Origin of the sequence: Streptomyces gottesmaniae, from assembly GCF_031845845.1 — a bacterium.
In the GTDB taxonomy this organism is placed as follows: domain Bacteria; phylum Actinomycetota; class Actinomycetes; order Streptomycetales; family Streptomycetaceae; genus Streptomyces; species Streptomyces akebiae.
In genome coordinates this window covers 83,744-97,063 of record NZ_JAVRFJ010000027.1, presented here as the reverse complement: position 1 = coordinate 97,063, position 13,320 = coordinate 83,744, and the positions used below count along the sequence as shown (strand labels likewise).

12 protein-coding genes and 1 riboswitch are annotated in these 13,320 nt (G+C 73.3%); of the genes, 4 read left to right on the top strand and 8 right to left on the bottom strand.

Features of this window, described 5'->3' with window-relative positions; translation table 11 throughout:
* Nucleotides 1–21: 21 nt before the first annotated feature.
* The 6 genes from RM704_RS28015 to RM704_RS27990 all read right to left on the bottom strand — a co-directional run bounded on the left by RM704_RS28015 (nt 22) and on the right by RM704_RS27990 (nt 6,781).
* Complete coding sequence (locus tag RM704_RS28015; RefSeq protein WP_107072288.1) at nt 22–471, bottom strand: aggregation-promoting factor C-terminal-like domain-containing protein; 450 nt, start codon at nt 469–471, stop codon at nt 22–24.
* 310 nt (nt 472–781) lie between these two features.
* Nucleotides 782–1,615 carry an ECF transporter S component gene (locus RM704_RS28010; RefSeq protein WP_033527329.1) on the bottom strand — a complete coding sequence of 278 codons (834 nt, stop codon included), beginning with the start codon at nt 1,613–1,615 and terminating at the stop codon, nt 782–784.
* Complete coding sequence (locus RM704_RS28005; RefSeq protein WP_052146019.1) at nt 1,612–3,426, bottom strand: ABC transporter ATP-binding protein; 1,815 nt, start codon at nt 3,424–3,426, stop codon at nt 1,612–1,614. Before RM704_RS28005 ends, RM704_RS28010 begins: the two co-directional genes overlap by 4 nt.
* Nucleotides 3,423–4,496, bottom strand: coding sequence for a CbiQ family ECF transporter T component (locus RM704_RS28000; RefSeq protein WP_033527330.1), 1,074 nt, complete (start codon nt 4,494–4,496; stop codon nt 3,423–3,425). Before RM704_RS28000 ends, RM704_RS28005 begins: the two co-directional genes overlap by 4 nt.
* A 207-nt stretch (nt 4,497–4,703) precedes the next feature.
* Nucleotides 4,704–5,366 carry an SCO2322 family protein gene (locus RM704_RS27995; RefSeq protein ID WP_033527331.1) on the bottom strand — a complete coding sequence of 221 codons (663 nt, stop codon included), beginning with the start codon at nt 5,364–5,366 and terminating at the stop codon, nt 4,704–4,706.
* A gap of 77 nt (nt 5,367–5,443) precedes the next feature.
* Nucleotides 5,444–6,781, bottom strand: a complete 1,338-nt coding sequence (locus RM704_RS27990) for an SCO2321 family membrane protein (RefSeq protein ID WP_033527332.1) — start codon at nt 6,779–6,781, stop codon at nt 5,444–5,446.
* A 122-nt stretch (nt 6,782–6,903) separates the two neighbouring features.
* Nucleotides 6,904–6,988: riboswitch (cobalamin riboswitch) on the bottom strand.
* A 90-nt stretch (nt 6,989–7,078) separates the two neighbouring features.
* On the opposite strand from RM704_RS27990, the gene RM704_RS27985 reads away from it, so the two are divergent.
* Nucleotides 7,079–7,879, top strand: coding sequence for a phosphotransferase (locus RM704_RS27985; RefSeq protein ID WP_033527333.1), 801 nt, complete (start codon nt 7,079–7,081; stop codon nt 7,877–7,879).
* Between the two features lie 419 nt (nt 7,880–8,298).
* Here the strand turns inward: RM704_RS27985 and RM704_RS27980 are convergent, their stop codons facing one another.
* Nucleotides 8,299–9,327 carry a Strvi_7410 family MBL fold metallo-hydrolase gene (locus RM704_RS27980; RefSeq protein WP_033527334.1) on the bottom strand — a complete coding sequence of 343 codons (1,029 nt, stop codon included), beginning with the start codon at nt 9,325–9,327 and terminating at the stop codon, nt 8,299–8,301.
* A gap of 162 nt (nt 9,328–9,489) precedes the next feature.
* On the opposite strand from RM704_RS27980, the gene RM704_RS27975 reads away from it, so the two are divergent.
* The 3 genes from RM704_RS27975 to RM704_RS27965 all read left to right on the top strand — a co-directional run bounded on the left by RM704_RS27975 (nt 9,490) and on the right by RM704_RS27965 (nt 12,147).
* A complete protein-coding gene (locus tag RM704_RS27975; protein WP_033527335.1) occupies nt 9,490–10,980 on the top strand; it encodes an aldehyde dehydrogenase in 1,491 nt (496 codons plus the stop codon).
* The gene (locus RM704_RS27970; RefSeq protein ID WP_033527336.1) at nt 10,980–11,213 is read left to right on the top strand and encodes a ferredoxin; all 234 of its coding nucleotides are present in this window, start codon (nt 10,980–10,982) and stop codon (nt 11,211–11,213) included. Before RM704_RS27975 ends, RM704_RS27970 begins: the two co-directional genes overlap by 1 nt.
* 67 nt (nt 11,214–11,280) lie before the next feature.
* Nucleotides 11,281–12,147 carry a tetratricopeptide repeat protein gene (locus tag RM704_RS27965; RefSeq protein ID WP_033527337.1) on the top strand — a complete coding sequence of 289 codons (867 nt, stop codon included), beginning with the start codon at nt 11,281–11,283 and terminating at the stop codon, nt 12,145–12,147.
* Between the two features lie 340 nt (nt 12,148–12,487).
* On the opposite strand, the gene RM704_RS27960 is transcribed toward RM704_RS27965, so the two are convergent.
* Entirely contained in the window at nt 12,488–13,150 is a 663-nt protein-coding gene (locus RM704_RS27960; RefSeq protein WP_033527338.1) for a TetR family transcriptional regulator, read from the bottom strand.
* Between the last annotated feature and the right edge of the window lie 170 nt (nt 13,151–13,320).

Sequence of the window (13,320 nt, the reverse complement as noted above, 5' to 3'; positions counted from 1 at the left end):
GGTGGTACCGCTCGGGTCGGATCAGTACCAGTTGTTGGCCTGCCAGAAGTTCCACGCGCCACAGGGGCTGCCGTAGCGGTCCTTCATGTAGTCCACGCCCCACTTGATCTGGGTGGCGGCGTTGGTCTGCCAGTCGGAGCCGGCCGAGGCCATCTTGGAGCCGGGGAGCGCCTGGACCAGGCCGTAGGCGCCGGAGGACGCGTTCGTCGCGTTGACGTCCCAGTCGCTCTCGTGGTCGACGATCTGGGAGAAGCACTTGTACTGCGCCGAGTCCCCGATCATCTTCTTCGCGACCGCCTGGGCCTGAGAGGCCTCCGACGCGGCCTGGGCGGGCGCGGCGGCGAGCAGGGCACCGGTGGCGGCGACGGCCAGGGTGGCACCGGCGAGGGCCTTCTTCGGGGAGGCGATGCGGCGGAGAGCGGAGAGGGTCACGGGGATCCTTTTCTTCGGGGACGTGGTCGTCGCGGGCATGCCTTCACCACATGAGGTGCGGTGGGGGCGTACGTCGGCGCCGAGGCCCGGGTGGGCACGTCGGCGCCGTTGCGACTCATCCAGAGAAACAGCCGGAGCGGCCGTCCGCAATGACCCCTTTTGCTAGTTGTGGCCGTATCCGCGCGCAAGGACCCTTCTGTGACGTGGCTCTCAAAGCCCAGGTCAGCGCCGGTAAGGCCGCGTGCATGCCAAGCACTTCGATCTACGAGGCCCGTTCGTATGTGACGTGGGCCCTGTGGGGTGGTTCACGGCTCGCGCGACGGACGGTGAGTGGCTCGCCGTCGGAGAGTCACCGGTCGGGCGGGGTGAAGGTGACCGCGCTCTCGAAGGCCGCCCTGCGGGTGGCCCGGCGCAGCGCCTTGAGGACCGGGGCGCCCAGGAGCAGGGTCAGGAGGACGGTGACGACCGCGCGTCCCAGGTCCCAGCCGAGGGACGTGGCCAGGCAGTACGCGAGGAAGCGCGCGAGGTTGGCGGCCGGGGCCGCGTCCGCGTCGTAGGCGATGGCCGAGGCGAGGGTGTCGATGAAGGGCCAGCCGTAGAGGTTCATGATCGTGCCGTACGCGAAGGCGGCGACGAAGCCGTAACCGGCGAGCAGGGCGAGTTCGGCGCGGCCGCGCAGGCGACGGGCGCCCGGGAGCAGCCCGGCGCCCATCGCGAACCACCCCATCGCCAGCATCTGGAACGGCATCCACGGGCCCACACCCCCCGTGAGCAGCGCGGACGACAACATCGTCACCGCGCCCAGGGCGAAGCCGAAGCCCGGGCCGAGGACACGGCCGCTGAGCACCATGAGGAAGAACATCGGCTCGATCCCGGCGGTCCCGGCCCCGATGGGGCGCAGCGCCGCGCCGACGGCCGCGAGCACGCCGAGCATCGCCACCGCCTTCGCCCCGAGCCCCGCCTCGGAGAGCGTCGCGCCGACGACGCCGACCAGCAGCACGAGCAGCCCGGCGAACAGCCAGGGCGCGTCCTTCGCGTGCGCGGTCACCTGCGAACCGGGGTCGGCGAAGAAGGGCCAGGCGAACGCGGCGGCCCCGACGGCACTGACGAGGAGGAGGGCGGCCACGGTACGAGGGGAGAGGGGCACTGGGCGGGGACGGGGACGGAGGGAGGGGCTGCTCATCGGTGCTCCTCCGGCCCGGCGGTCGCAGCCGTCGCTCGCAGGGCGCGTCGCACCTGGGCCGTGGTCAGCCAGGTCTGCGGGGCGAGGATCTTCGTGACCTGCGGGGCGAAGGACGGGGAGCCGACGACCACCTCGGCGGTCGGGCCGTCGGCGACGACCTCGCCGTCGGCGAGGATCAGCACGCGGTGGGCCAGCTCGGCGGCCAGTTCCACGTCGTGCGTGGCCAGGACGATGGCGTGCCCGTCGGCCGCGAGGGCGCGCAGGTGCGTGACCAGGCGGGCCTTGGCCGCGTAGTCGAGACCCCGGGTCGGTTCGTCGAGCAGGAGCAGGGGCGGACGGGCCGTGAGGACCACCGCCAGGGCGAGGGCCAGCCGCTCCCCCTCCGACAGGTCGCGCGGGTGCGTGTCGTCCCCGATCCCGGGCAGCAGCTCGCGGGCGAGGGCCCGGCACGTGCCCGGTTCGGCGCCCGCGTCCCGGTCCGCCGCCGCGCACTCCGCCGCGACCGTGTCCGTGTAGAGCAGGTCACGGGGCTCCTGCGGTACGAGGCCCACGCGGCGCACGAGGTCCCAGGGCGCCGTCCGATGGGGGACCAGCCCGCCCACCCGCACCGAACCGGCCGCCGGTTCCACCAGCCCGACCAGCGCGGACAGCAGCGTGGACTTGCCCGCGCCGTTGCGGCCCATGAGGGCGATCGTCTCGCCGGGGGTGACGGTGAGGGTGACGTCGGTGAGGGCGTGGACGCGACCGCGGTGGACGGAGAGGGCCGTGACCGTCGCCGGGGCGGCGGGGGACGAGGGGGCTGGAACGGGGGAGCGCTTGCCCAGGAGGCGCCGCAGGAGGAGGCGCCGCAGGAGGGGGGAGCGCTTGCCCAGGAGGCGCCGCAGGAGGAGGCGCCGCAGGAGGGGGGATCGGGGGGCCGGGGAGAGCGCGGGGCGTTCCGCGGTGAGCGGAGTGCGGGTGTGCCGTGGCTGATCGCGCGGTTCCCCGCGCCCCGTCAGGGCGAGGGTTTCCCGCAGCGGCCCCGACCGGCGGCGGGCGTCCCGGACCGTCAGGGGCAGCGGGGACCAGCCCGCCAGGCGGCCCAGGTCCACCACCGGCGGGTACACGGGCGAGACGGCCATCACCTCGGCCGGGGTGCCCAGGACCGGCGGGGCGCCCGGGGCCGGCAGCAGAACGACCTGGTCGGCGTACTGGACGACGCGTTCCAGGCGGTGCTCGGCCATGAACACCGTCGTGCCCAGGTCGTGGACGAGCCGCTGCAGCACGGCCAGTACCTCCTCGGCGGCGGCCGGGTCCAGCGCGGAGGTCGGCTCGTCGAGGACGAGCACCCGGGGGTGCGGGGTGAGGACGGACCCGATCGCGACACGCTGGCGCTGGCCGCCGGAGAGCGTGGCGATGGGACGGTCACGGAGGTCGGCGAGACCCAGCAGGTCGAGCGTCTCCTCCACCCGGCGCCGCATGACATCCGGGGCGAGCCCCAACGACTCCATCCCGTAGGCGAGTTCGTCCTCGACCGTGTCCGTCACGAAGTGCGACAGCGGATCCTGGCCCACCGTGCCGATCACGTCGGCGAGTTCACGCGGCTTGTGCGTACGGGTGTCCCGCCCGGCCACCGTCACCCGGCCGCTCAGCGTGCCCCCGGTGAAGTGCGGCACGAGCCCGCTCACCGCCCCGAGCACGGTCGACTTGCCGACCCCCGACGGCCCGACGAGCAGCACGAGTTCACCTTCCGGGACCTCGAAGTCCGCGCCCCGGACGGTGGGTTCGGCCGCCCCGTCGTACGTCACGGACACGTCCTCGAAGCGGATCATGGGGTTTTCTCCTCGGGCGGGGCGGCGGTCGGCGCGGGTACGGCGAACGCGGGGAGCAGGCCCAGCAGAATGGCGGCGGCGGGCAGGAGGGGGAGGTCGGGGGAGGTGAGGGGCACGACGCCGGGGTGCAGGGCGGCGGAGTCGTACGCGGCGGAGACGATCAGCAGCCCGGCGACGGCCACCCCGGACCCGGCCACCAGCCACGCCCGCACCCCCCACACGTCGGGGCGGTAGCGGGTGCGCGGTGAGCGACGCCCGCCCAGCCGCAGTCCCGCCAGCGCGGCGGCGACTCCCGCGAGCAGCACGGGCAGACCGTAGCCGCCGCCCTCGGCGGTCAGCACGCCGTACGTTCCCGCGCAGACGCCGAGCAGTCCACCGAGCGTGAGCGCGGCGGTCGTACGGCGGACGGGTGCCGGGACCTCGGCGGTACGGCCGTAGCCGCGCGAGTCCATCGCGGCGGCGAGGGCGACCGACCGCTCCAACGCGCCCTCCAGGACCGGGAGTCCGACGTGCAGCAGCCCCCGCAGGCCCCGGTCGGGCCGGCCCCGCAGCCGCCGCGCGGCCCGCAACCGCTGGACGTCGGCCACCAGATGCGGCGCGAACGTCATCGCCACCACGACGGCCACACCGGCCTCGTACAGGGCGCCGGGGAGGGACTTGAGGAGGCGGGCCGGATCGGCCAGGGCGTTGGCGGCGCCGACGCAGATCAACAAGGCGGCCAGTCGCAGCCCGTCGTACAGCGCGAACAGCAGCCCCTCCGCCGTCACCCGACCGCCCAGCCTGATCCCCTGCGCCCAGGCAGGAAGCGGCACTTCGGGGAGCGCGAACAGGGTGTGCGTCCCGGGGACGGGCGACCCCAGCGCGACCGCGAACACCAGCCGAACGCCCAGCACCACCAGCCCGAGCTTCACGAACGCGGTGTACGAGCGGGCCCAGGGGGCGTCGGAGCGGTGCGTGGCCACGACGTATCCGGCCACCGCGATGAGCAGAGCCAGGAGCAGGGGGTTGGTGGTACGCGACGCGGCGGTCCCGAGCCCGAGCGCCCAGCCCCACCACGCGAGGGGATGCACCCCGGCCCGTCGCCACCCCGTGTCCCTGCGGTGTCGCGCCGCAGGGACGGCCTCTCCCGCCGTCCGGGGCGCCGTCCGGGCCCCGGGCAGTCGTGCCGCCGGGACGGCAGGGGTCGGCGCGGCGGCACCTCGTACCGCCGAGTCGCGGGACCCGCCCCGGCCCGGAACCGACTCCGGACGCCCTGTGAACCACCGCATCGCGCCGCCCTACCCCCGGCGCCGCCGCGCCCGCCACACCGCGGCGGTCCCCAGCACGGCGACCAGACCCGCACCCACGGACAACCCGACGGACGGCCCCGACTCCTCCTCGGCGGCGCCCCCGGCCGACGAACTCGGGGCGTCCGTACGGTCGTCGGAGGCGGAACCGGCGTCGGATCCGGCGTCGGAACCGACCGCCTCCCCACACCCCTTCCCCGGATAACCCCCGATCGCGCAGAGCAGCGCGTTCGTGTCATAGCGCAGCGGCTTCGCGACGGACGCCAACGCCTCGGCCGTGGTCGCGTCGTCCGGCACGCGCGCACAGGCCGTACGCGCCGCCGGAGGCGTCTCACCCTCCGGCGCGTCCGCCGCCGTACCGAAGTCGATGACCAGCGCGACCCGCTTCTCCCCGTCCCGCGCGGCCGTGTCCCCGCAGATCGAGGCGAAGTCGGCGGCGCCACGCGGCTGGACCGCGTCCGCCGAGTCGCGGCTCACGGCGAACCGGAAGCCCTGCACCGCCCCGTCCGTCGGCCGGGCGGTCGACGGCCCCTGCGTGGCGTACGCCCAGGCGGAACCGTCCCGCTCCCAGAAGGACCAGTACCGGTACGCGGCGGCCTGGGCCTGCCCCGACGTCCCCAGCACGAGCGGCAGCCCGCCCAGCAACGCGAGCATCGCGCCCCACGACGGCCGGACCGCGCCCCGTGGCGCCACGGCGGCCGACCCTCGCGCGGCACCCCTCCGACGCCCGGTCATGCCCCCGGCCGCTTCCGGCCGACCCGCATCAGCACGAACCCGACGACGGCGGCGACCACGACCAGCCCGAGCCCGATCCCCCACCACGCACCCGCCCCGAGACCCTCGCCCGCCTCGTCCCCGGCGGCCGTGTCCTCGTGCGGGACCGAGGAGTAGTCGTCCACATCACCGGCCGGACCGGTCTCCCGCAGCTGGGCCACGAGATCGGCGCCACCGAAGTCACGCGGGTCGCCGCCGGAGGCGTGCGCCGCGAAGACGAGCTGGGCGTACGCGGCGGGCCCGGCCTTGGCCGCCCACACCCCGTAGTTCTTCCGCAGCCAGGAGAGCGGCTTCCCGGTCGCGTCCAGATCCCCGGCGGCGGCGAGCGCGACGACCGCGTCGGCGGTGTTGCCGTGGTCGGGCTGGTCCTCCGCACCCGCCAGGGAGGACCTCAGATAGCCGTCGGCGGTGAGGGCGCCGGCCAGATGGACGGCCCCGTTGTGCGCGAGATCCTCCGGAGCGTCACCCGGGGCGCAGTCGTCGAACGAGGCCGCGCCCTTCCCTTCGCCGCGCCCCGCCTCGACCACGAACCCCTCGCCCAGGCTGCCGAGCACCGCGGCGGCCGTGGCGTCGGCGTTCGCCGCGAGGCCGCCCTTCTTGTCGGGCTGATAGGCGAAGGCCCCGCCGTCCTTCGTACCGCTGCCGCCGCCCGTCTCCCCGTCGCCGCAGGGGAGGGCGAGGGAACGGAGGGCGTCGTAGGGGGAGTTGCCGTCCTTCCGCTGCTTCTCGGGGGCGTCACCCACGGCGGCCAGCGCGCCGATCACGACGGACGTCGAGTTCGCGTCGCTGGGCCCGCCCGCGGTGTAGCCCCAGCCGCCGTCCTCGTTCTGGTGGTCCTTCAGCCACCGCACCGCCCGACCGGCCTCGGCGTCCCGCCCGCCGACCGCGGCGAGCGCCTGTATCGCGGCGGCCGTGCTGTTGGTGTCGAGAGGCGTCTTGGCGTCGCACTTCGCGGTCGCGTCGGCGCGGTACGCCGCGAACGCCCCGTTCGCGCACTGCTGCCCGACGAGCCAGTCCACGGCCCCGGCACCGGGCTTCTCACCCACGGTGTCCAGGGCGAGCAGGGTGAGGGACTGCCGCCAGACACCGTCGTACGTCGGGTCGGTGGTTCCGTACAGACCGGTGGGGAACGCCTGGGAGGGCGCGGCGGAGGGAGCGGTGGACGCCTCGGGAGCCGTGTCGTCGGCGAAGGCGGCCGACGCGGGGCCGAGACCGAGTCCGGTGCCGAGTCCGGTGCCCATTCCGGATGTGACGGCCAGTACGGCGACGACCGCGGCGCTGCGGCGGACATTCATGATCGGCGGCTGCCTCTCCCTGACGGGGAGCCGGGCGGCACGGCGAAGCGCCGGGCGGCTCGGCTCCGCATTCCTCGACGGTGCCGTGCACCGGCGGACCGCCGGTGACGCGAGCCGGTCACGATTCCGCACAGGGCAGTCCGACTTGCCGCCCCTGTCGAGGCCGGCTCACGGTTGCGGGTCAGCGCCGGATTTGCACCGGCTTCCCCCTGTACGGGTGTGATGACGACGCGGTCACTCTACCTGCCGGTAGCCGGGATTCTGAGGGTCGCCCGTGGGGCGCGATAGGTTCGGGCCATGCGTACGGGGAGACTGCTGGGCGCGGGCCGCACGGCCGACGTGTACGAACTCCTCGCCGACGACGGCGAGTACGGACCGCACGGTCACGGTGACCTCGTCGCGGACACCGGGGTGGGTGCCCCCGGCGGCCGGGCCGACCGTGACGGAGCCGACAGACATACCGGACACGGTGGGGCCTGGGTGCTGCGGCGCTACCGGGACGAGTGGGGCGACGCGGCCGCCGAGGCCGAGGTCATGGAGTACGTGCGGAGCCATGGTTACCCCGTTCCGCGCGTGCGCTCGGCGACCCGCACGGAGATGGTGCTGGAGCGCCTGACCGGCCCGACCCTGCTGGAGGCCTGCGCCGCCGGCTCGATCGACCCGACAACGGCCGGCGCCACCCTGGCCCGACTCCTGCACACCCTCCACACCCTCCCGCCCCGGCACCGCCCCGCGTCCCGGGTCCTGCACCTGGACCTCCACCCCGAGAACGTCGTCCTCACCCCGCACGGCCCGCGGGTCATCGACTGGAACAACGCCGAGGAGGGGCCGCCCGGCCTCGACTGGGGTGTCTCCGCGATGATCCTCGCCCAGGTCGCCGTCGACGAGTCCGACCCCCGCGCCCCCTTGGCCCACGCCACCCTCGCCTCCCTCCTCACCCACCAGCCCGACGGCCCTTCCGACCTGACGAAGAACAACCTGACCGAGGCGAAACACCGCCGGACGGCCACCCCGACGATGACCGCGCGCGAGGTGGAACTCATGGGCACGGCGGAGAAGTTGATCCTCCACCTCGCGGCGCCGGGAACGGTGGCCTGAGGGGGCGGGGGTCTGGAGGACGAGGGCGCCGCATAGCAGGGGGGAACTGGGCAACACCTCAGCCTGGGCGAACCCCTTCCTGAAGGCCGTGGTTGACACCGGCCGCAGCCCCCGCCGCCCTGCCGACCGCCGGCGCTCGGCCGCCGCCCGCCGCCCGGCTCGGCCTCCGGCAAGTGGCCACCGCCGGTCGGCCCTTCGTCCTCAGGCCCTGGGCCACCGCTGGGCCTCAATAACCGCCCGCCGGCCCTCGCCCACCGATGACCACCGGCACTCAGCCACCGACCACCGCCCACCGAACCTCAGCAATCGACCACCGCCCACCGCCCACCGGCCCTCGCCCACCGATGACCACCAGCCCTCACTAACCCACCACCGCCCACCGGCCCTCCACCCATCACACCCAGCCGCCCACCGCCCCCTCACACCGCCACATACCGCACCGGCTCGCCCCCGGCCACCGCCTCCGCTCGCCCCAGTTTCACCAGGCGGCGTAGGTGGGCCTCCGCCTCGGAGACCGCGATGTTGCGGGAGGTGAAGGGGATCTGGGGCCAGGGGCGGTTCCACTCCATGCGTTCGGCGAGTTGCCACGGGGTGAGGGGGGAGGCGAGGAGGGTGAGCAGGTCGGTGAGGCGGGACTCGTGGTGGGCCAGCAACTCCCCTACACGTGCCGCCGGGTCGGTGAACGCGTACTGATGGGCGGGGAGGATCTCGGCGGCGCCGAGCCGGCCGACGCGTTCGAGGGAGTCGAGGTAGTCGCCGAGGGGGTCGGTGACGGTGTCGTCGTCCGGGTCCTCGTAGAGGCCGATGTGCGGGCTGATCTCGGGGAGGAGGTGGTCGCCGGAGAACAGGCGCCCGTGGCCGGGGAGTTGGGCCGGGTGCTGCTCCTCCAGGTGGAGGCAGACGTGTCCCGGCGTGTGGCCCGGCGTCCAGATCGCGCGGACGCGGCGGCCGGGGAGGTCGAGGAGTTCGCCGGGCACGATCTCGCGGTCGGGGAGCGCGGGGGAGAACCCGGGAAGGGCGCGCGGGCGGCGCGGGACCCGCAGGGGCGCCAGGTGTTCCTCGGGGGCGCCGGCCGCCGTGAGTTTGTCCGTCATGTAGGAGTACCAGCGCTCGGGGCCGGTCCCCCGCGTGCGCCGCACGATCGCCGTGTCCGCCGCGTGCATCGCGATCCACGCCCCGGACGCCTCGCGCACCGCCCCCGACAGGCCGTGGTGGTCGGGATGGTGGTGCGTGATCACGACCCCGTGGATCTCCGCGACCGACGTACCGCACGCGCTCAGGCCCGCGGCGAGCGTGTCCCAGGACGCCGGGTCGTCCCAGCCGGTGTCGACGAGGACCGGCCCGCGGTCGGTGTCGACGACGTACACGAGGGTGTGGCCGAGCGGGTTGTCCGGGATGGGGACCTCGATGGACCGTACGCCTCCGCCGTGATCGGTCACCTGTGTCATGGAATCACTATAACTAGAACGAGTTCCACCAGGGATGGGTGTGCGGGTGCGGGGGTGTCCCGTCGGCCGGCGCACGACATGGACTCCTTCTCCTGGAACTGGTATCAGTTCCCTATTCGAATCTGACGGTATGTCAGAGAGTGGCTCCGGGAGGCGACGGCCATGACCGAACTCGTGGAACACGGACAGCTGTTCATCGGCGGGGCGCTGACCGACCCCCTGGGCACCGACGTCATCGAGGTGGTCTCGCCGCACACGGAGGAGGTCATCGGCCGCGTCCCGCACGCCTCGCGCGCGGACGTCGACCGGGCCGTGGCCGCCGCGCGCCACGCCTTCGACCACGGCCCCTGGCCCCGGACGACCCTCGACGAGCGGATCGAGGTCGTCGCCCGGATCAAGGACGCCTTCGCCGTGCGCCACGAGGAGTTCGCCCGGATCATCAGCTCCGAGAACGGCACCCCGTTCACCTCCAGCGTGATGGTGCAGGCCCTCGCGTCGATGATGGCGTGGGACGCGGCGATCACCACCGCCCGCGCCTTCACCTACGAGGAGCGCCGCGACGGCGTGCTCGGCCGGATCCTCGTCCGGCGCGAGCCGGTCGGGGTGGTCGCGGCGGTCGTCCCCTGGAACGTGCCCCAGTTCACCGCCGCCGCCAAACTCGCCCCCGCCCTCCTCGCCGGCTGCCCGGCCATCCTGAAGGTCTCGCCCGAAACCCCCCTGGACGCCTACCTGTTGGCGGAGATCGCCGCCGAGGCCGGGCTGCCCGAGGGCGTGCTCTCGATCCTTCCCGCCGACCGTGAGGTCAGCGAGTACCTGGTCGGGCACCCGGGCGTCGACAAGGTCTCCTTCACCGGCTCGGTCGCCGCGGGCAAACGCGTCATGGAGGTCGCCGCCCGCAACCTCACCCGCGTCACCCTGGAGTTGGGCGGCAAGTCGGCGGCCGTGATCCTCCCCGACGCCGACGCGCAGACCGCCGTGAACGGCATCGCCCCCTTCGCCTGGATGATCAACGGCCAGGCGTGCGTGGCCCAGACCCGCATCCTCGTCCCACGCGGCCGCTACGACGAGTTCGCCGAGGCCTTCGCGGCCTACGCCTCCGCGCTGAGGATCGGCGACCCGCTGGATCCGGCCACCGAACTCGGCCCGCTGGTCGCCGCCCGCCAGCAGCGCCGCAGCCTCGACTACATACGCATCGGCCAGGAGGAGGGCGCCAAGATCCTCACCGGCGGCGGCCGTCCGGCGGGGCTGGAGCGCGGCTGGTACGTCGAACCGACGCTCTTCGGCGACGTCGACAACTCCATGCGCATCGCCCGGGAGGAGATCTTCGGCCCGGTCATCTGCCTCCTGCCCTACGGCGACGAGGCCGAGGCCGTACGCATCGCCAACGACTCCGACTACGGGCTCAGCGGCAGCGTCTGGACCGCCGACGACGAACGCGGCATCGACATCGCCCGCCAGGTCCGCACCGGCACCTACTCCGTCAACACCTTCAGCCTCGACATGCTCGGCCCCTTCGGCGGCTACAAGAACTCGGGCCTGGGGCGCGAGTTCGGCCCCGAGGGCTACGGCGAGTACCTGGAACACAAGATGATCCATCTGCCCGCCGGCTACGAGCCGCCCGCCGGTGTCACCGCGGGCAAGGGGGTCGGGTGATGGGCGACCGCTGGCACGTGGAGGTCGACCGCGCCCTCTGCATCGGTTCCGCCCAGTGCGTCCACCTCGCCCCGGACTCCTTCCGCCTCGACTCCGCCATGCAGTCCCACCCCATCGAACCGGACACCGATGCCCACGAACGCGTCCTGAAGGCGGCGGAGGGCTGCCCGGTGGAGGCGATCTCCATCGCCCTGCTCGGGAGCGGGGAGCCGGTGTTCCCGCCGGAGGAGTAGGGGCCTACGCTCTGCGGTCGGCACACGAACGATCACCACACGCGGGGCGGGAACGGGGCGGCGAGAAGTGCGGAAATCCGAGGCCGAGGGGCTGATCGAGCAGGCGTACGCGGCCTGGGACGCCGAGGAGTGGCAGCGCGCCGCCGACCTCTACGAACGGGTGCTCGCGCATTTCCCGGACGTGAGGCCGAGCGCGGCGTGGTGGTACGACGCCGCGCTCGGCCACAAGTTCCTGCGCAACTGGGACAAGGCGTACGAGCTGGGCGTCCAGGCGGCCGCCCGCGCACCGCGCGGCGAGGGCGACCCCGCGTTCTGGAACCTCGGTATCGCGGCCACGATCCGCCGCGAGTGGGCCGTCGCCCGCGATGCCTGGGCCGGTTTCGGCATCGAGATCCCGGACGGCGAGGGCGAGATCGAGGGCCGCTTCGGTCATGCCTGTGTGCGCCTGGACACCGGGGGCGAACGCGAGGTGGTGTGGATCGAGCGGCTGTGCCCGACGCGCGGCCGCGTGGTGAACGTCCCCGTCACCGGCGGTCGCCGCTACGGCGAGGTCGTCCTCCACGACGGTCAGCCCAACGGCGAACGGGTCGTCGACGGCTCGACCTACCCCGTCTTCGACGAACTGCTCCTCTTCGAACCGTCCGACCTGCCCACGCTGCAGGTGACGGTCGCGGCCGGCGAACCGGCCGACCTGGAAGCCCTCACCGCCCTGTTCGCCGCACACGACTTCGGCGCGGAGCCCGCGAGCGGTCTGACGGTGCACTGCGCCTGCTGCAGCGAGGGCACCCTCCACAAGGAGCCCCGCACCGCCCACGAGGGCGCCCAGCGCGTCTGCCTCGCGGCCCCGGAGGAGGACGCCCGACGGTTGCTGGAGCTGTGGGCGGGCGAGAAGGCGATCGGGCGGAGCTGGAGCGGGCTGGAGATCATGGGCTGAAAGGTAAAAAATCCCTTTCGGGGGTTGTGTTCCCGTATGGGTGTTCTATCGTAGATATCAGCCTACGAGGCGAGTGAGGGAGCCGACCGGAGTAGCCGACATGGGCGCGAGGTAGCAGATCCGCCGGTGCCGACGTCGACGGTCGGGCTGAGAGGCCGGAAGGCAGCAGGACAGGGCCGGAAGGCGACCCCCAGCACCTGATCCGGGTAATACCGGCGCAGGGAACCCGTCTCGTAGGTCTTTTCGTGTGCCCGTCGGCCCCTTTGCGCGCCCGCTGGTCTTTCGTGTACTCGCCGACCTTTGCGCGTGCCCGCTTCCGGTTCCGCTCCGGCCCGTCGCGCTACGCCCGCTCCCGCCGCTCCGGGGCCGTCAGGTCGATCAGCCGGCACACCGTCTCGATGTCGATCTTCACCTGGGCGATGGAGGCGCGGCCGGAGAGCCAGGTGATGAGGGCCGAGTGCCAGGTGTGCTCGATGACGCGGACCGCCGACAACTGCTCCGCGGTCGGGTTCTCCAGCCCCATGGCGTCGAGGATGATCGCGGTGGTCTGGTGGGAGACCTGGTCGACCTCCGGGCTGACGCTGCGGTCGGCGAAGGTCAGGGCGCGCACCATGGCGTCGGCGAGGTGGGGCTCGCGCTGCAGGGCCCGGAAGGCGCGCATCAGGGTCTCGGCGACGCGCTCGGCGGCCGTCTCGCCGGACGGGGGCTTCTTGCGGAGCGTGCCGTGCATGTGCTCCAGCTGGTCCTGCATGGTGGCGACCAGCAGATGGATCTTGGAGGGGAAGTAGCGGTAGAGGGTCCCCAGGGCGACCTGCGAGGACTCCGCGACCTCCCGCATCTGCACGGCGTCGAAACCGCCCCGGCTGGCCAACTGGGCGCTGGCGTGCAGGATGCGGCGCCGGCGTGCCTCCTGGCGCTCCGTGAGGGGCGGCGAGTCCGGTCGCGTGCTGCCGGCATCCACCTTGGCCTCCAGCTTGGTCTCCACCTTGGCTTCCGCAGGCATGGTTCTCGTTCCGTGACAGTCGTGACGGTCGGTGAGGATATGCGATCACAGAGCATGCCAGGGCGGGTGCCGTGGCGTGAATCACCTGATCCATCTCTCACAGCGGTACTACCAGCCGGTAGATTCAGAGCCTCTTGAACGATCAACTCTGAAACTTGTTCTAGATTACC